Raw genomic sequence first — 17,950 nt, 5'->3', positions numbered from 1 at the left:
AAGGCCCCTACCCTGCCGCCCTTCGCTTGGCAGACTTCTCGCTACGACGCTCGAATTGCTGCTCCATGACGCTGAATACTTTTCGAGCCAAACGCCGCACTGGCGGCGATGGCGATTCGAGCGACTCGGCGAGCAAGTCTGAGGCTGAGTTTACAAAGGGAATTGGCTTAGTAATTACTCGTGAAGGATACTTTTTCGAGAGACGGTTGATGAACGACTGGGCAGCCGGTATCGCAAAGATATTGGTCGGCCATGCCGTAGGCCACGCCAATGCGTTTCCGATTCTGTCCATGTCTCTGGACACGGTATCCATGTCCTCGTGGGACGGACGGAACGGGAGTATGCAGAGGTCCACTTCCTCTGCAATGGCTGAATCGAAGGCCGGACGGTTGCCTCCTCCGTCGATGACCAGCCACCCGTCGGGGGTACTCTGGCTCGCGCTTAAGATGTTCGCCAACTGCTTTGGCTGTCTGCCGTCGAGTACGTCGTACGGTCTCCCCTTCTCGCGTATCTCTCGGTCTGGATCGGTCAATACATAGGCTGCCGGTTGATTGCACAAGATAGCTCCAAGGCATGCCAAATGAGAGGTCGCGGACTTGCCCACGCCACCCTTGCTGCCTCCGAAGAAAACGAGTTTGGTCCGGCTCATAAAACGCTCCGCTCTAGGGCTTCAAGCATGATTTGCTGGGCTGAAATCACCCTCCCCTCTTCCCGCGTGCGTTCGGAGGCCTTCAGAACGAACTTGCTCAACAGTGCACTGCTGGGGCGAAGGGTTATGGGGACCGTGTCCTGCTCCGGTTTGGTCTTCTTGGGCTTTGAGCGCGCGGGCGCGGCAACCGGCATCTTGGCCGCAGGCGTCGAAGATACCAACACCGGCGCAGGCGCGGCGGCTGCGGGCGCAGATTTCGTTCCGGCCGGCTGGCTGGCCGCAGCCGCAATTCGGGCAGCCAATTCGCTGGAGTCGCGATTTTTCTTCATACGAGGACCTGTGTCGTGATGGTGCGATTGTGTGGCGTCACAATACCGCGATTGCAGAACATTGCAACATCACGCCGCCACGAGTGTGCGACATCGCAGCATTTTGCTGTCGCAGCGTTGCAATATTACGACACCGCAATCGTGCAGCGGCTCGATGTTTCAATGTTGAACCGTTTCGGCACTACAATGCCATGGTGTTATGCTTTTGCGCCGCTGTGCTGTTGCGCCATCGTGCTATTACGCTGTCATACCGCCCCGCCATCACAGCATCACGATGCTCTGATTTCATGTCGCCACAGTGTTTCGCATGCGCAATATCGCGCCATCGTGGCGCTGTGTGGTTTCAGCACTGCGATGTCATGCCGCTCCGGCGTCGCGCCGTCGTCATGGCGTCATTCTGTAGTGTCATAGCATTGCGATGGTGTCATGTCGCAATGGCACAGCGCCGTCGTGTCACGACATCGTGGCGGCATAACACCGTAGCGGTTCAGCATTACGGCGGCAGATTCACCACGCTAAGGTTCCGTGGAAGAGAAGGGCAGGGAGGCCGCCCGTTTGGTAGGAGACGGTCACAGTGCCGCCGCTGCAGGGAGAGGGCAGGGGCCTGGGGGTGGGATTATCCAACCCACAGCCCAACCCACAGCATCCGGTGTCTTGTGCGACTTACGCGTACTTTGGCAGTCCCCGCGTATTTGTAAGTTGTTGTAAAACCTAATACCGCTACTCTGAAAAGGCTGGCGTCGGCGGTTCGATTCCGTCCCTGGCCACCATTCTTTCAATCACTTACACACCATTAAACTCTCGACTTGGTCCCAATTGGTCCCAATAAGCCTGCCCTGCAACCATCAGTGCCCCATATTAGAGCCACAATGGACTCCAGTTTGGCCAGAGCCTCCCTCTGGCTGTTGTCCCCGACTTGCATGTAGATGTCGAACGTTGTGCTGGCTTTCGAATGGCGCATGTGATTTTGGAACTCCGAACGTCGTTCAGACGAGTAGAAGGCTCAACTCTATCGAGTTAGCCTTTCCCAGATGCCCGTTTCTGGATAGTTTCCGCGTTGCCGACGACACGTCCGCAAAAGAGTGTGCCCCAACCTAAAAGAGTTCGGCGACGTTCACTTCTGTGCCGAAAGCTTGCTAGTCAGGAAGTGCAGTTTTGCGGCTCACAGCGGCTCGGGATTCGGAGAATTGCCGATGTTGTTCGACAGCCGACAAGGCCGGGTTTGTCATGTCGGCTTAATCGCTTTGATGAATCACATTATTTGGTCGCTTTTATCGAGCGAACCTGGCTCGCGGCGTTAAACGCGCCTAAAGAACCGTGTGTTCAACAGAGACGAAGCATCTCGCGCATCAATGCTTTGAACCGCCTGGGCGCCGGAGAACTCGTACGCGCGTCCCGTGATGAGACCTTTAACTCGAATCGGGGAGGTCTCCAAATAGCGAATGACTACGGAAAGATTGGGCGCGGAAGTCTTCGTCGACTGCACGCCTCCAGGCTGCGAACCGCTGCCAGGGCGCGGCGCAATGGTCGCGCTCGCCGCCGGCGAGGATTGGGTTCGGACAGCCTGACCTTGACTATGGCCGGACACCTGTTGATGTACGCTCGGCGCTGCCATCCGCGTTTGACTGTTCTGGAATTGTGAGCGTTTCTGACCGCAACACATCGTGGGGATCTCCTTCTGCCGCTTGCGAGACAGGTTGAATGAGTACCGGCTCCTTTACCATCCGTTCAAGCAGGCAAGCGCCACCGGAAAGCGCCAGCCAGCAAAGCAGCCAGTCCATCGGCCTGAGAGAAATGAACAGTGCCGCAGGAGCTGCAATCCAGAGACTGAGGCATTTGAAGCAGTCCATCAGCTTTCCTGCCAGGCTTTGGCCGAGACGTGCCCGCAACCGGAAAATCAGGTCGGCCGGGCCGTCCTCGTACGCCAGCAGGTGCGTGACCCGCCAGGTCGCGAGGACGGCCAGAACGAACCGTAACATGTAACTCATTTCGCTCAATGAGTCGCAGCTCCGCTAGTGACCCCCATCTACATGATTGCAGATGCATATGGGGAAGTGATGCTCGCTCTCGTGATGGCCTCCAGCCAGACCGGGGCAGATTGTGTTGTCCCACACCTTCAACGTGATAATGAAACCGCAGCATTCACCACGCTTCAGGGTCAAGTCTGGCTCGGCTGGGTTACATTGTGCGTCGAGGCGACGCATATCCAGGACAGCAAGAATCCCGTCGATCGGCGGCGGAATGATAGTGGTATACGGGCAAACATCACCGCCAGGATCTCCTACCCGCCCCGTGCCCGCGAATGGACCCGGCCAAGGCGGATTGCCGGGCCCGGGAATTGGAATGGGATGTCCCGGGTCCGGAGCCCCATCCTTCTTGATCCAGAGGCTATAACCTCCAAAATTGTCGCTTGGTACCGATGTATCGCCAGGGAAAATGTACTCATCGTAGGCCACGCCCAAGAGGTTGGCCTTCCACGGTACGGAGCAGTCTCCTCCAGGCGGAGCAAACTGCCTTAGATCGACCGTGGAGCACGGGTCGATGCCCGCGATTTGTGTGATGTGGCAATGGCTGAATTTGATCTGCTTATTATCAAACCAGACCTGGCGCAAGCTGGTCTTGACCGCTCCGCCCTGACCCTCCACCTTCAACCGCAACGTAAATTTGCCACTCTGGCAGTTCGGCAGTGGCAGCGGAGTTGTGGTCCATGATGGAGGCGGCAAACAAGGGGCAGGTTGCGGCGGAGCAGGCGGAAACTGCTGCGGCAGTGCTTCAGGAGACAACTGTGGCCACCGAGTGGGTTGCAGAGAATCGAAGGCGGGGTTGCAGGGATGACCGGGGAATGGGAAATTGAACTCCGTCCAGAAGCTGGTGAGAGCGTTTTCGAAAACGCGGTTCAAGCCATCGTCGATCTGCAGAGGAGTGATGTAGTCCACCTGCCAGAATTGCACGAAGCCAGGCAAGGTAGGGTCGGTGACGAAGTCGGGGTAGTAGGCGAGCGTATAACGCTTGATGTCCTGGCCCTGACACCCACCGATGACGGCACTGCCGTTGATGAGTGACGCATTCCCGAAAGACTGCACCACGCCGGCCCCACTCACAATCTGCGAGGTGGGATCGAAAATGTCGGGTGCGTTCACATACTCCAGGCCGCGGATCCAGACTGCATTGCGCTGCAGGATGAACTGGGTGGTGCAACAGTGCGGTGCTCCGCCCTGAGTGGAAAACACACAGAGCTGGATTTCGGCGATTGCCGGTCCTGGGGAAACGAGGGGAAGGGTCTGCAAATAACCGAGCGTGCCATTAACGACTCCGCACGCGCCTTGCGCAGCACCGCCGGGATAAATGATGCCTGCACTCTGCCAAGGGCCGCCGCCCTGACGCCATTGCAGAGTGTAATGATCGCAGAAGGCGCCCGCGGCTGTACCCTTGATTTCGACCCCTCGTAGAATGCCGAGGGCGGGGAATTCCTCTTCTTCAATGCAGTCGTGCGGATCGGTTACATCGCACGTCAAAGGCCGAAAACAGTCGCGCAAGCAGCGCCAATATGCGTGCAAGCACAATAGATACTGTTGAATGTTCCGTGCGCGCGCGAGGCAGCATCCAAAGCAAATTGAACACAGGCACCAGCAACGGCAGAACCAGAAGAACCTTTGTTGGCTCATCTTCTCGAACACGGCACGTCCCAGAAGGGCCCTCGCCGCCTCGGTCGTCAATAGCCGTTCAAAGATGATGCAGGTTTCCCGTTCATCGATGAAGCAGTCGATCTTCCCGGAGATGATCTCGTCCGGAATGCCCTCGGAGAATTCGACGGTCGCAAGCTGGTCCAACAGGTAAGGCTTGAATGCCTCGGCAAGAATCTTGACTAGCGTTTGGAAGTCTTCTCGTTGCTCGGCAGTCGGGAGATCGCTTATAGGGGCGTCGATGACCTGGCGGACGCATCTCCAGTATTCATACAGATAGTAGGCGAATCCCCGGAAGGTGCGTGGCCAGCGGCAGACAAGCAACCCGAATACAACGCAGCACAAGATGTGCCGCAAGCACCAGCGCCACTCTTCGATGGGCCCTAGCAATTCCTTCGCCTGAGCAGGCAATATTCGAATTGCAAACTCATCGGTAAAGAATTTCTCGACCAACTGGTAAGCTTCGCGGAATTCGTCCTCGCAAGTGCGCGATGCCGTCACTTCCGCCTGTTTCTGCAGCTCAGGTGGATTCTTAGCCAGGCTGAGCTGCTGCTCGAAGATTGGCTGATATGCGGCAAGAAGAGTTTTCACCGCAAACTGAAAGTCTGGGTCGTTCAATTCAGGTCTGCCAGTCGCTCCAGTGTCCTTCTGCGGCTGTCTGTTTTTGTCTTTCTCGGCCATTTTCAATCTCCTTTCACTGCGTCAAGACAAATCTCGTGTTTGTGCGAACTCTCTCTTGTGCGCGGTCCTGAAGCTTTCAGGGCGTTGCCGTGGATTCCTTCACCAGCCTTGCCTCCTTTGACCTCGCTTTGGTTGGGACGATGCTTTGGCACGTCACCCTAAAAGATGCTTTTCCTGATTCTGCAATATCGGGAGAAAGAATCTTTAGCCTGGCCCAGGCATCAGCCCGAGATTGATGAAACTCACGGCTTATCTTGAAACGCTTGGTCTCGGCGTGATCAAACTCGATCTGCAGGGGAGGGGGCTTGGTTCCATCGCTATACTCGATTTCATAGCGAATCGTGCCAGGGCCGTTTGCCTCAATCTGTCCTAGAAATTTGAGTTCTATGGGACAGGCGCCTTCAGATGCAGCAATTGCAGCCTGAAGGTCAGACCGGACAACCTTGAACTGGGCCACGTGTTGATGCGTGTGCATCCAAAGGCCGGCGCTGATCAAAATGGGGCTCAGTGTCGCGGAACCGAGCCTTCCCCACTTTCCAGGCTGGATCTTCCATATGTCGCCGACGACCGCGATTCCCATGAAAGCCAGGCCGGCAAGCACAAACAGGTTATCGAAGCTGCACTCAATTAGAACTTTAAGCACGTCACCCATAACTTCTCCAAAACGGCCGCTAACCTAATACTCCCTTTCTTTATTTCTATGGCTGTTCATGAAGACGGAGATCATTCCCTTTTCCCTAATGAAGATAGAAAAAATATCTGTTGGCGCATGGGTTCTGCGGAGGTAAGGAAACTAGCTGGCAGGGGGATATTTTCAAGAAGAGCCTTAGTCCGTACGCAGCAGTGACGCCGTGGCTGGGAACGCGGTGGGCCAAGGGCCCACCGCTAGTAACCAAAACGCACTAGGGCCGAATTCCAATGGTCCCGCCCGCTCGGCAATCGTCGGCAGAAGAGACCGGGACCATACGGGCTTGCGGCACAGGGTACCTCTGCGCAGCAGGAATCAGCGTGGGCGAATTCCTGCCGTTCCCGACCGCCGGGCAGGGTTTTACGTCCACCTCCAGCAGCTTCTTGCTCTCTAGGTCAGGAGAGTTAGGAAACGAAGGCAGCAACCTGTTGTTGTAGAATTCGCGAGCGTGCGTTGCAGCATCCATATCGAACGTCGGGCTCTTAGGCGGCAACCCAACTCCGAGGAAGAACACTCTGACATGGGAATTTGCACAGCCATTGAGCTCCGCTTCTGTGTACCTGCGCTGACATGTGTTTCGATGCTCTTTTTCCATCTCAGCCCAGTGTTCCTGATAGCGGCCAAGCAAGTCCAAACACGACAGTGGCTTCGTGTCTCCGAGTTGTGGGGAGTGCAGTATGACTTTGTCGTCAACCTCATGCACACTGTATTCAAGAACATGGTTTGTTGGCATCATTGCCAGCCTGGATTCAGGCTCCGGCTTGAATCCCGGCATTAGTACGGGGATGGCCGGTGGAGTAAAGGTAACGCGGTCTGGCGCCGGAAGATCTACCGCAACAAAGTACTCGTTGAGGCTCGGCTTCCAGTCGCCGGTATGCAACGTGAAGTCGGCAAAACCAGCGTCAATATGCGGTGGCCGCTCGCTGATTTCCAAATTGTCATCGAGCAGCGTGAAGTCATAACGGTTTCGCTTACCGGGATCTCCCTCGCCGCTGACGGGATCATGGTGAGGGTCCCCGAAGCGAAATTCATGTTTCCCATCGCCATCGAATGGAGCAAACGCCTTGATCCTGTTGTGGTTCTTTGTATCTACCACCAGGGCAAACGGGCCCTGCAGAATCACCTTCAAGGTTCCGCCTCGTGCGGGAGGGTTGGGGCGATGATCATTATGCTGGTGCCGGCAGCCGCCCAGGGCGCCAACTACGGGCACGGCAAGCATGGCTTGTAACAAGTCGCGTCGATTCATAACCTCTCCTTACGGTAAAGCACCTGTTGAGTGAAAGACTCTGCACAGTAGTAACGGAAACGTCAGGGCTTTCCCTAAGGAAGAAGTCTTGATTTTGCGGTGGTCAAAATCAGTTGGATCGGCCGGTCAGGTTAAAAGCAGCCCAGCGATAAGGGTGAGACAGGTCGCAGTTGTGGCACTTCGAGTCTAGTTTTCCAGAGAGCATCTCTCTGCGGGCATCGCGAAGCGCCTCGGCAGGGGTCTCTCCCTTGCCTAGGTTAAGGTAAAAGCTTTCAAAAAGCGCGCCCGTGCTCGTAGAATCTACAGCCCAGTGGCTGGCGATGACATTGGGCACCCCTCCGGCAAGCAAGGAACGCACCAAATTATCAGCATCAAGAAGCCCATTTTCGGCTGAACCACTGGAACATGCCGCCAATACGGCGAGGCGCATACGCCGCAGAAGTTCTGGAGAAAGGTCCTTCGATCGCAAGAACATATCGGAACCTAACTCCAGAGCCATTCCTTTGCTGCTTCGCCGTCCATGGCCCATGATCTGAAGCGCAATGCTGTTTCGTAACGCCTGCTTCACTTTTCCAAGGGTTAGATCTTCACCTGTGAAAACCGTTCTTTGGGGATGAATCTGAGTTATAGCTTCTGTTGGCATCTGATGGCCAGGCAGACGGCCTGGTCCGCTCACCGGAGAAGCATCAACAACCAGAAACGTATCCCGAATTTTGAGCGGCAAAGGTTGCCGAAGAGCGCCTTCGGCGAGGATCCCGGGCGACCGCAACACCGCGTAGTCTGCCCCAAAATACCGGCCTTGCGGGCTTCTCAACGCCTCAATTGCAAATTGTGGAATCAACTGGTCAAACTCAATCGCTACGGTTTCAGTTGAGGGCAGACCGGCAATTACCGGCTTCAAGAGTAATTCGTACAGCCTTGCAGCCTGCCCATCGAGTTCACTTCTGGAAGAATTAGGGTTCTTGCAATTCTGGTTAAACTCCCGGATCATTCTTAACAGCTCGATCTGAGTCAACGGGATTGATTGGCTTTGGCTCTTGGTACCTTCAACGATCCAGACTTGCATCCGATCCGCAAAGCTGGCATAGACAACATGTGGGTGGACAGCCACCGGAAGGCGTATTTCCCCAAGTTCTTTTGCGACGTCTAGTATCTGAATACTGCCTCCGTAAACTAGAAATCGGCCACTAGACCTCTCCCAAATGGCTAGTGCTTTATCGCTTTGCCCTTTTGCCAGGAAAACTTGGACGACACCACGATAGATGTTGCCGGTCGCAGCGATCCAGCGTAAACGTTTTTCTTCATCCCGGATATCAGGAAGAGAACGCGCGGCCACGCCAATGCCCTGGCGATAGTCCGCCAAGGCTTGGTCCAGCCAATTCAACTGCAGCTTTGCGTCTCCCAGCACGCGATAAAAGTCCAGCTTGACGAAGTTATCTTGAGACGCAATGTTTTCTCCAATCGGTTGAATCGCAGAGAGGGCAAGCGCTGTTTTGCGGCGCCGCAACTCGAAGTCGGCCAGTTCAATCCTGGCCATTGCGGTATATGTCTGAGCCGTAGGGTCTGTGGGAGAGATTTTACGGAGTAACAACCGCGCATGGAGGGCCTCGGCTTCCGCTAACGAGTCTTGGTCCTGTTCCCACAACAGGCTAGCCAGCCTCATGTGGAGTAGGGCCTTCAAAAGATTGTCGTCGGGAGCAATGTCCTGAAGAATCTCGATGGACGTTCGCAAGAGGGCTTCTGCTGTATAGGAGAAACCAGTTTCCGCAGCCGATTGGCGCATCACGGTAATGAACTGGTAGAGCCGCTCTGCTGAATACGAATGCTGCCAATAGTCGTCAAGGCCTTTGACTGACTCGATCCAAGCTCCGTCATACTCGAAATTAAGCCGTTTCATTCCGGCTTCTATTCCGGCTATTCGCAGCCGAAGCTCCGGGAAGTTAGAACCAGCCTCGGAGGCCACCGCACGGCTGATCTCCAGATTGGCGTCAGCCGTCTGAAACTTGAATACCAAGTTCGCGCAGATGGCTTTTTCGAGAGCTAGTTGCCCGTACAACCAGTGGTACCCCGTCGCGGCAACTCTTGGCGAGAGATCGGCCGCTCGCGTCAAGCAGTCATCGCCGGCAAGCCTCCTCTGAAGCGCATAGACTTCCTGAAAGCGGGCCAGCAACTCGCCCGGCGTATTGTGTTGCTTCTTGAAAATCCGTGCTGCTTCGCGAGATTTGTCGAGCGCCTCTTGATGCCAATCTTTCTGATTGGCCGCAAACGCATCGCTTAGTGCCTTCACGGCGGGCAAATCTGCCCTGCTGGTGGAATTGACCAAGTCTGTCCAAAGGGTATCAGAATGCTGTTGCTTGAGCAGCTCAGCAACCTTGCGCACGGCCCGCCCTGAATCGCTCAATGGCTGGTCAACCGCCTTCAGCCACCATTCTCCCAGCACACGCTCCTGATAATATTCAATGTCATTCTGCACCTCAGGATCGGAAGAGTGCCGAACGAGGTCGGCCGGATCCTTGTAGCTTTGCTGCTTTGAAACGATTGCCTCAGCTTCAGCCAAGTGTTTATGGGCTTCGTCGGCCCAGGGACCAGAAGAATCGATTTTAAGGTAGTCCTTCCACGTCGTAATCGCTGAGCTCCAAACCTTGGTCTTTTCGTAAGCAAGGGCAAGATCAAACAGCGCAACCGCTTGCTCTTCCCGTGTTGGTTTTGGGTTATTGGCCTCAAGGACTTTCCTGAGGAGATTGATTGGCTTTGACATGTTGGGGCTGTCGGACCTGATCTCGCGTTCGAAGTAGCTGACCGCCAAGTCAATTTCTAAGCTGAGGTCGTTCAGCCCCTTTGATTGTGCCCGTTGGAAAGCCTCCTCTGCCTTTATGGCGTCAGCAGGGTTTCTCAGGAGACGAAGACGACCTTCAATCTGCTGCAAGTGCGGATCGCGGTTGCCGTCGGATTTCAGCATGTCGGCCAGCTTGCTCCGCGCTTCAAGGAGCGCAGGCCGAGTCAGATCGTCCGATTCGTCTTCCTGTCCCAGCGTGTGGATGGGCTCCTGATACGAGCCATAGCCGACCCCGGTGATGCGTGGCTCGATAGTTCGGCGCTCAGCGTAAGCTGCCGCGACCCGCTTTTGCTCTTTGTGGAGTTGCACTTCGGCAATCAGCACCGGACCCCAAACGAAGCAAACCATCGTCGCAACCGCTACTGCGGCCGCGGCAACCGCCCAGGCAAGGCGTTGTACCAAGGCCCGGATCTGTTGAATAAATGATGGACTCGTGCCAGGCGGGCGCAAGCTACGAACAATCTCCCGCGCCTTCTGTCTCTGCCAATTGGGTTGTGAGGTAGGCAACTGTTCTATGAGCGCTTCGATTTCGGGAGAGAGTTCTTCAGAGAATTCGCGCAGGTATCTGCTCAACCGGGGGCCGCAATGGTCGCACTGGGCTGCGTGTTGCAGTATGTGAGCGGCGGTTTCAGGAGCAGATACCTCAGCAGCAACTTCTTGCAGGATGCTGTCGGGGGGGCAATCCTGATATGGCTCCAGCCTCATACCGTTCGACTCCAGGTTCTTGAGATGGGTACGCTGCCATTGGAGTAGGCGATCCAAGCAGAACCCACAACCGGAGAGATGCGTTTCGATCTCGTCCAGGCAGCCGTCTGGGCTCTTGCCTGCGCATTCCTTGATCTGACCATCACTTAGATGATGATTCACGCTTCCCTCGTTAGTCATAGACGTAAGAAATGCAATAAACCCTATCCTTCAAAATGCAGGCCCCCTTCATCTGATTGACTTCAGAGACAATGGGACCGAGCCAAACGGCCAAGTCTAGCCACGATATTTTCCACTTTCCTGACATTTAGCTTGTAAATTCGAGCAAGATCCGCCGCAGTAACCCTGCACCCATAAAAAAGCAGAAACATAGCAATATCGCGCGCGCAATCCGGTTCGCTTTGAATCACTTTTTTCAGGCAGTGCATCAACTGTTGCAGAAGGACCTTCTGCTCGACATCTTCGCCAGACCCTTTCTGGTCCGGTACTATTACGCCCGGATCCTCCAGCGAATCTACCTTTCTAGGGTCTCGCCTTTGGGCAAGCCAATAGCGCACGTAGTCTTGGGCGACTGTGGACGCGGTTACTTGCAACAATCCTCGAAGAGCACCTTCATGACGCCATTCAAGCTCGCTCAACGCCCTGCATTCGTTGCCGTAGATCTTGAGAAGAACGTCCTGGTAGAGGTCTTCCAGCACGCTGGGGGTTGGCGGGAACCATGGACGGATTGTCCTGGCCAGAACTCCGACAATCATGCGGTGATATCTGCGCTGCAACTCGACCCATGCGTCCTCATTACGTTCAAGACACAGTTCGACCAACTTCCGGTCTGGGAGTTCTGGCCAGTTCATAGACAGAATATGGTTCGACGAGATTCTATGCTGACCAAGGATTGAGTACCAATATTTCGTTTTCATTAAGTTCGTGGTTCCTAGCCGCAGCGGCGCAATATCTTAGAACTCTCTAACCTTGGATTCCCTCCACAACCGCCCAAATAAAGCTGGGGTGGCTTGGAATTTGCCCAACAGGCACCTAGCTTATTTCGGCGTCTCAAAAGCCAGGCCACGGCCGTGGTCAGCATCGGCGGCAGCGAGCAGATCGTGGTCAATCCCGCGCCGCCGTGTCCTCCGCGGCAGATCTGCGACCAGACTCCTGAGAGCGTCTACGACTCGGGTACCGTCTCAGTCACGGTCAGCGGACACACCACGTCCACTGCTTACGGCCAGGGTGATAACGCCAGTTCGGTGGCGCTGCACCTGGCCAACGCCATCAACGCCGACGGGGCCGCTGGGGTCACGGCGTCCACCAGCCCGCGACAGAGGAAGTAGGCAGCCAGGCAGGATAGAGGCGTTGGGCATGGTTCGGAACTTTGTCGCTGTTTGTCCCGTTCAGCCGGTGTCAAAGCGGGTTCACCGCACCCAGCGCGAGGGGCGCAACCCTTTACCGGTTTACAATACCCGCCAATGCCTCGCGCGCCGCATGCTCTTGAGATCCTTCGACGAGTCCCCATCTTCAACGGGCTGACCGAAACGGAACTCCAGTTTCTGGCCGAGCGCGCCGTGCCGCGCAACTACAGCAAGGGCGAACTGCTTTTTGCTGAAGGTGACCCGTGCACCGGCCTGTTTGTGATCGAAAGCGGACGTGTGCGCATCTTCAAGAGTTCCCCGAATGGCCGGGAGCAAGTGCTGGCGGTTGAGGGGCCGGGCAGTTCGGTCGCTGAACTGCCTTTGTTCGATGGCGGCACCTATCCGGCATCCACGGCGGCCGTCGGCGACGCGCGAATCCACTTCATCAGCAAGCAGGATTTTCACTCCCTCTGCCTGGTCCACCCCCAGGTCCCGCTGAAAGTCCTAAAAGTGGTTGGAGGACGCCTGCGCAAGCTGGTGGGGATCATCGAAGAGCTTTCTTTCACCACCGTCCGCTCCAGGCTCATTTCGGTACTGGTTCGTATGGCGAAGGCCGGGAAGAAGACCGCGGCGGGAATTGAAATCCAACTGCCTCCCAGCAATCAGGAGCTGGCGTCTGAGATTGGCACCGTGCGGGAACTGGTGTCCCGCAACTTGAGCCGCCTGCAGGCGGAAGACCTCATACGCATGGACGCCAAGACCGTGATCATCCCTGATCTGCAGCGTTTGCAGGCTGAACTCGAAGCCCCAGAATAATCGGCTCCCTGTGACAAAAGTCATACCCCCGGTCCGTTCCCTCTCCTAGACTCGCACTTGAGACTTCGATTTAACGAACAGCCTTAAAGGAGAGATTATGAATCTTGATGCCACCAGGACCGTGCGAGAGTTAGCCATTGAAATCCCCAATGCCACCCGGACTTTTGAGAAGCTGGGCATTGACTATTGCTGCGGCGGATCAAGATCACTGAGCGACGCTTGCGCGAATGCCCATGTGCCGGTGGAAGATGTGCTCGGCGCCCTGGAACAGGGCGTTAGCTTCGGCCCGGCGCGAGCGGCTGCTCAGCCGGATTTTGCCGCTGGAAGCCTGGGCGCTTTGATCGAACATATCCTCACCAAGCACCACGTCTACGTGAAGCAGGAGCTTCAGCGCCTTCACCAGCTCCTGAACAAGGTGGTGTCAGTGCACGGGAAAAATCACCCGGAGCTGGGCAAGATCCAGCAGTCATTCGAAGGGATGTCCGCCGAACTTACCTCCCACATGATGAAAGAAGAGCACATTCTCTTTCCTTACATCATTGCGATGGAAGAAGCCGTCAGCCACGGCCGCCCGCAACCTCGGCCCGCGTTTGGCACCGTCAGCAACCCGGTGCGCATGATGGAACTGGAACATGATTCGGCCGGCGCAGCTCTCAAGGAAATCAGCGCACTCAGCGCGGACTACACGCCTCCGGAAGATGCTTGTTTCAGCTACAGAACGCTCTACACAGCTCTGCAGGAGTTTGAGACCGACCTGCATCAGCACATTCACCTGGAAAACAACATCCTCTTTCCGCGCGCCATCGCAATGGAGGGCGGAGCGGCGAGCGCCCTATAATGTCTTCGGCGCGCAACATGGAAGAGAACAGGATACAAGAGGCGCCGGCCATACTGCTCAAGTCGCGCGACGAGAGCGCCCAGCGGCTGATGATGGTGTACGCGATCACCGGCCTGTTCTTCATGCTTTTGCCCGGCACCTTCCTGGGGGTGTGGAACCTGATTTCGATCAGCGGACGCCATGGCGCCACGATTTCAGCGAGCTGGATCCAAGCCCACGGACATGCCCAGATTTTTGGCTGGATCGGGACATTCATTCTGGGCATCGGTTTCTATTCCATTCCCAAGATGACCAGCCGGGCCGCGCAGCCGGCAGTGCGAGGCTGGACCGCCTGGGCGCTTTGGACGTCGGGCGTTCTGCTGCGCTGGGCTTCAGGTTTCTATCATTTGTATTGGCGTGTGTCGCTGCCGCTTTCAGCCGTGCTGGAGTTTTGCGGCTTCGTCATCTTTCTTTTTTCCGTGAGAAGCCATCGTCCTGCTGACTCCGGGTCCGTCGAACGCAAACCTGTCTGGATCGTATCAGTCTTGATTGGCACCACCGGCTTTGGCGTCGGATTGGTGATGAACCTGGCAGCCGCCATCTATGTGAGCGTGCAAAACACAGGTCCGGCATTTCCAGCGGCCTTTGAATCGCGATTCCTCACTCTGCTGGCGTATGCGTTCATTGTTCCAACCGTCTGGGGCTTCAGTGCGCGATGGCTGCCGGTCTTCCTCGGCCTCAAAGCGGTGAATGAAACGGCGCTCCTTTTCGCCTTGGTGTTCAGCCTTACTGGAGTGGGCCTGGCGGAGGGCGGATTCTTTCAAGTTGCGCCATGGGTGATTGCGCTGGCGGCGGCCACGTCCGTCTTTGCCTTCCATCTTTTCGGGACGGCTGAACGGCCTGCCAAGACCACGGGAGTGCATGGATCATTTCCTGTTTTTGTCCGAATCGCTTACGTTTGGCTCTTGCTGGCAGCTGGTTTGAGCATCTGTGCCGCGTATCTTGATCGCGCCAACGGTTGGGTTGGCGCTTCGCGCCATGCGCTCACCGTCGGCTTCGTTTCGACCATGGTGTTTGCCATCGGTCAACGGGTGATGCCGGCCTTTGCCGGAATGCGCGTACTCTACAGTCCGCGATTCATGCTGGCCTGCTTGCTGTTGCTCAACCTGGGATGCGCATTGCGCGTCAGCAGTGAAATCCTGGCGTATGAAAACTACTGGCCGCCCGCCTGGAAGGCATTGCCCATATCGGCCATCGTTGAGATGACGGCTGTGACCGTCTTCGCCGCCAACCTGCTTCTAACATTCAAGCAACCGCCAGCGCACTTGCGAACTCCTGCGCAATAGTCATCGCAAAACGCTAACAATCGCCGCGCGCGGCTCGCAGTCTATTCAACGCAGAGACCTCCGCGCCGCTGTCTTCCAGAAATGTCAGGGCCGTGCTCGCGCGCGGTGGACCCTATGGTCTGAGTGGTAGACTGCACGTATGGCTACCAAGAAGAAAACCAAAACCAAGCAGACAAAGTCGAAGCGAGCTGTGGGCACGAAGACGACGATGAAGTCGGTGAAGAAGAAATCGGCCACAAAGCGCGTAACTCCCAAGAAGAAGTTGGCGAAAACGGTCGGCCACAAGATAGTCGGCAGAAAAGCTGCGGGCGCGCGCAAAAAACAAGTTCGAAGGAAAGTCCAGAGCCGGATTGCGAAAATCTTTGTCCAGGAGCCGATGAGAGCAGATTCAGGCGGGCAATCGGGAGACTTGCAAGGATTGTCCAACGCCCAAAGCGCGGACTCGGAGAGTGTGGACGAGTTGCTTGAGGAAGGAAACGCATTTGAAGCTGGGGCCGTATCAGGTGTCGAGAGCGCGCGCGACGAGGAGGAAGTTCACACGCACGAGGTGCTGGAAGACGATGTTCCCGGCGAGTATCTGGACAAGGATTAGTCTGAAACCTGCGTTATCAGGCGAGCGCAGGATGCAAAAAAGCCGGACTAAAAGTCCGGCTTGCCAAAAGGCAATTTTAGAAGGCAAAAATTTTAGGAAGAAATTTTAAACATCAATTTTTAGTGGATGCCTCCTTCCAAGTCCCGCGATCTTGGCGATACCCGGGGCTTCGCTCTGTTAGTTTTCGTCCGCAAACTGCTTGCGGACCGTCAGTAACCGGCGCCTGTGCCCAGGCCTCCTGCGCTACCAGGGCAAGGCTGATGTTGGCAGCCGTCCCCTGAAAGCACTTGAAGACCGCACGGGCGTCGCTCACAGGAAGCAAACCGCTACTCCCTCGGTTGATCTAGTTTTGCTTGCAGAATTTCGTCGCGACCATTTCCTCAGGATCATGTTCCTCGGAATCAAGTTCCGCGGAAGCATGGACTGGCATGGCCGGCCAGTGATCAGGAAAGCTTCAAGGATGCCTGCTGTTGCCCCAGTTTGATGGCCTGCGTTTTCTTGCGGGTGCGCGGGCAAATCCCCGGTTCTTCCTTTGGATCGCTGACGAAAAGAGAGAAGGGCCGGCGGTTAGCGCCGAAGAGGAACTACAAGTTGCTGGGAGCCCTGGTCGAGTCGTGAAGCCGATCCCCGGTCTACAGAAGCCAGAAGTTGCGGAGCAACCTGCTGGACTTGAGACTGAGAATGGAGATTCGACCGCACCAAATGCTTATGAGGTGTCGGGACCGTCTTACGGCTGGGAGCGACTACATTGAGTTCAACTGTGACGGGAGGAGTGTCTTCGTCGCCGTCCGCATCGTAGGAGATGCAAACGAGGTTGGCCGCCCCAGCCAGCAGAAGCATGACGCCCAGGACGAGCCCGCGAAAACGTTTGTACCAGAAGTTAGTCATATACAAGTTTAGGTTCGGGAAATCCATCCGCCTGAACCTTTGGCGAAACTTGATGTTGGATTTAGTCTCCCCGATCCGCATTAGAAACAGATTAAAAACACATTAGAACAGCCAAAATTTCTTTGCTAAACGATTGAAAAATATAACTGTTAGTCTTGTGCTTTTCGGACTTGAGACACTTCCTCTAACGTCTTACTTGGGGGCCGGAGCGCTCGGCGGCACCGGCTTTTTACCTGAAATCGGAGGCACCACGGTGCTGCGCGACGACGGTGTTTTCGCGCTTCCCGCGCGCGGTTTCACGATGGGCTGAGGCGCAGTGGGCGGAGCAAAGTATTGCTCATTGAACTCCGTCTCCACCGCCTGCAGCGCGCCTTTGACGGAGACTTCCATCTTTTGCCGGTAGATATCGCGGACGATCTCTCCTTTAGCCTGCTCCAGGGAATAAACGCTCTTATCAATCATGCGATAGATCACAAACCCGCCGGCTTCACTCTCAACTTTGGTGACCTCGCCGGGCTTGAGAGCGAAAACGTCCTTCTCAATGTCTGGAGGAAAACTAGCCCGGCGTCGCAAACCGGTCTCCGGGACCAGCGCGGGGGGCGTGATCCCCAATTTCATGAAGGCCTCATTTTGCAGCCGGTCCATGGATTCGCCCTTGGCGGCGCGATCACGAATCTCTTGCGCGATTGTGGCCGCTTTCCTCTGGAATTCCTCAACACCCTCTTTGGGCGATTTGGGATCAAACTTGGGGACCAGCAGCCGGTCCGCTCTGGCGGTCTCAAACTTGGCAATGTTGGCCTGGTAATACCTCTCGATCTCATCGGCAGACGGGTTGCGATACTTCTCTTCCATCGCATGACGGTAGGCGTCAGCCAATGTGCGCATGCGAACAATCTTCAACAGCTCCTGGATCCGGGGATCTTTATCAACGCCGGCCTTTTCGGCAGCGTCCGCCAGGATCATGTTCTGAACGTATGTATCGGCCACGTTGCGGATGGCCCCGGCGGTGAAGGCCTGCCCGCTCAGACTTACGGCGGAGAGCACGTCCTCAAACTGGTCGCGCGTCAATGTGGTAGTGCAAGAACCGGATTCCGCCGCTTTGCCGGCCGGACACAGTCCGTGCAGGGTGATCACCGGGAAGTCTGGGCCAATTTCGCCCGCAGGCAGTTTGGCCTGGAGCTGGCCAGCCGGTACCGTGGCCGTCGCTGAATCAGCGTGTGAACTTCTGGGCTGCTTGGGATTGGATGAAGACGGCAAACTGCCGTGCTGAGCGTTGCCCAGAGTGACCATCAACAGAACAACAATCGGAACAAATCGGCTCATCATAA

Annotated in this window: 14 protein-coding genes; 5 read left to right on the top strand and 9 right to left on the bottom strand. The window is 56.1% G+C overall.

The features are described 5' to 3' along the window. Positions 1-7: 7 nt before the first annotated feature. The 8 genes from LAO20_13205 to LAO20_13170 form a co-directional block, all read right to left on the bottom strand. Positions 8-649, bottom strand: coding sequence for a hypothetical protein (locus tag LAO20_13205; protein MBZ5532382.1), 642 nt, complete (start codon positions 647-649; stop codon positions 8-10). After that, positions 646-978 carry a hypothetical protein gene (locus tag LAO20_13200; GenBank protein MBZ5532381.1) on the bottom strand — a complete coding sequence of 111 codons (333 nt, stop codon included), beginning with the start codon at positions 976-978 and terminating at the stop codon, positions 646-648. The genes LAO20_13205 and LAO20_13200 overlap by 4 nt, the downstream gene beginning before the upstream one ends. Before the next feature lie 1,574 nt (positions 979-2,552). After that, entirely contained in the window at positions 2,553-2,966 is a 414-nt protein-coding gene (locus LAO20_13195; GenBank protein ID MBZ5532380.1) for a hypothetical protein, read from the bottom strand. Positions 2,967-2,990: 24 nt separating this feature from the next. Next, positions 2,991-5,342: a hypothetical protein gene (locus LAO20_13190; GenBank protein MBZ5532379.1), complete on the bottom strand. Its 2,352-nt coding sequence runs from the start codon at positions 5,340-5,342 to the stop codon at positions 2,991-2,993. Positions 5,343-5,418: 76 nt separating this feature from the next. Then, entirely contained in the window at positions 5,419-5,994 is a 576-nt protein-coding gene (locus tag LAO20_13185) for a hypothetical protein (GenBank protein ID MBZ5532378.1), read from the bottom strand. A gap of 250 nt (positions 5,995-6,244) precedes the next feature. Further along, a complete protein-coding gene (locus tag LAO20_13180) occupies positions 6,245-7,276 on the bottom strand; it encodes a hypothetical protein (protein MBZ5532377.1) in 1,032 nt (343 codons plus the stop codon). A 109-nt stretch (positions 7,277-7,385) separates the two neighbouring features. Further along, a complete protein-coding gene (locus LAO20_13175; GenBank protein MBZ5532376.1) occupies positions 7,386-10,979 on the bottom strand; it encodes a CHAT domain-containing protein in 3,594 nt (1,197 codons plus the stop codon). An 80-nt stretch (positions 10,980-11,059) separates the two neighbouring features. Next, positions 11,060-11,734, bottom strand: coding sequence for a sigma-70 family RNA polymerase sigma factor (locus LAO20_13170; protein ID MBZ5532375.1), 675 nt, complete (start codon positions 11,732-11,734; stop codon positions 11,060-11,062). Between the two features lie 153 nt (positions 11,735-11,887). On the opposite strand from LAO20_13170, the gene LAO20_13165 reads away from it, so the two are divergent. The 5 genes from LAO20_13165 (at position 11,888) to LAO20_13145 (ending at position 15,734) form a co-directional block, all read left to right on the top strand. Next, on the top strand, positions 11,888-12,145 hold the full coding sequence (locus LAO20_13165; GenBank protein MBZ5532374.1) for a hypothetical protein: 258 nt from the start codon (positions 11,888-11,890) through the stop codon (positions 12,143-12,145). A 135-nt stretch (positions 12,146-12,280) separates the two neighbouring features. Next, entirely contained in the window at positions 12,281-12,979 is a 699-nt protein-coding gene (locus tag LAO20_13160; protein MBZ5532373.1) for a Crp/Fnr family transcriptional regulator, read from the top strand. Between the two features lie 97 nt (positions 12,980-13,076). Continuing rightward, positions 13,077-13,817 (top strand): iron-sulfur cluster repair di-iron protein, encoded by a 741-nt coding sequence (ric, locus tag LAO20_13155; GenBank protein MBZ5532372.1) that lies wholly within the window; start codon positions 13,077-13,079, stop codon positions 13,815-13,817. Positions 13,818-13,834: 17 nt separating this feature from the next. Then, complete coding sequence (locus LAO20_13150; GenBank protein ID MBZ5532371.1) at positions 13,835-15,142, top strand: NnrS family protein; 1,308 nt, start codon at positions 13,835-13,837, stop codon at positions 15,140-15,142. 139 nt (positions 15,143-15,281) lie between these two features. Then, positions 15,282-15,734, top strand: coding sequence for a hypothetical protein (locus LAO20_13145; GenBank protein ID MBZ5532370.1), 453 nt, complete (start codon positions 15,282-15,284; stop codon positions 15,732-15,734). Between the two features lie 1,080 nt (positions 15,735-16,814). Here LAO20_13145 and LAO20_13140 read toward each other — a convergent pair. Then, complete coding sequence (locus LAO20_13140; GenBank protein MBZ5532369.1) at positions 16,815-17,948, bottom strand: peptidyl-prolyl cis-trans isomerase; 1,134 nt, start codon at positions 17,946-17,948, stop codon at positions 16,815-16,817. Positions 17,949-17,950: the final 2 nt, after the last annotated feature.

This window comes from Terriglobia bacterium, assembly GCA_020072815.1.
Classification (GTDB): Bacteria; Acidobacteriota; Terriglobia; order Terriglobales; family Acidobacteriaceae; genus Angelobacter.
This window is presented reverse-complemented; position numbering and strand designations above follow the sequence as displayed.

Coding starts and splice junctions, on each gene's coding strand:
- LAO20_13160 (MBZ5532373.1), top strand. CDS start 12,281: ATGCCTCGCGCGCCGCATGCTCTTGAGATCCTTCGACGAGTCCCCATC.
- LAO20_13185 (MBZ5532378.1), bottom strand. CDS start 5,994: ATGGGTGACGTGCTTAAAGTTCTAATTGAGTGCAGCTTCGATAACCTG.
- ric (MBZ5532372.1), top strand. CDS start 13,077: ATGAATCTTGATGCCACCAGGACCGTGCGAGAGTTAGCCATTGAAATC.
- LAO20_13170 (MBZ5532375.1), bottom strand. CDS start 11,734: ATGAAAACGAAATATTGGTACTCAATCCTTGGTCAGCATAGAATCTCG.
- LAO20_13140 (MBZ5532369.1), bottom strand. CDS start 17,948: ATGATGAGCCGATTTGTTCCGATTGTTGTTCTGTTGATGGTCACTCTG.
- LAO20_13205 (MBZ5532382.1), bottom strand. CDS start 649: ATGAGCCGGACCAAACTCGTTTTCTTCGGAGGCAGCAAGGGTGGCGTG.
- LAO20_13190 (MBZ5532379.1), bottom strand. CDS start 5,342: ATGGCCGAGAAAGACAAAAACAGACAGCCGCAGAAGGACACTGGAGCG.
- LAO20_13195 (MBZ5532380.1), bottom strand. CDS start 2,966: ATGAGTTACATGTTACGGTTCGTTCTGGCCGTCCTCGCGACCTGGCGG.
- LAO20_13150 (MBZ5532371.1), top strand. CDS start 13,835: ATGGAAGAGAACAGGATACAAGAGGCGCCGGCCATACTGCTCAAGTCG.
- LAO20_13200 (MBZ5532381.1), bottom strand. CDS start 978: ATGAAGAAAAATCGCGACTCCAGCGAATTGGCTGCCCGAATTGCGGCT.
- LAO20_13180 (MBZ5532377.1), bottom strand. CDS start 7,276: ATGAATCGACGCGACTTGTTACAAGCCATGCTTGCCGTGCCCGTAGTT.
- LAO20_13145 (MBZ5532370.1), top strand. CDS start 15,282: ATGGCTACCAAGAAGAAAACCAAAACCAAGCAGACAAAGTCGAAGCGA.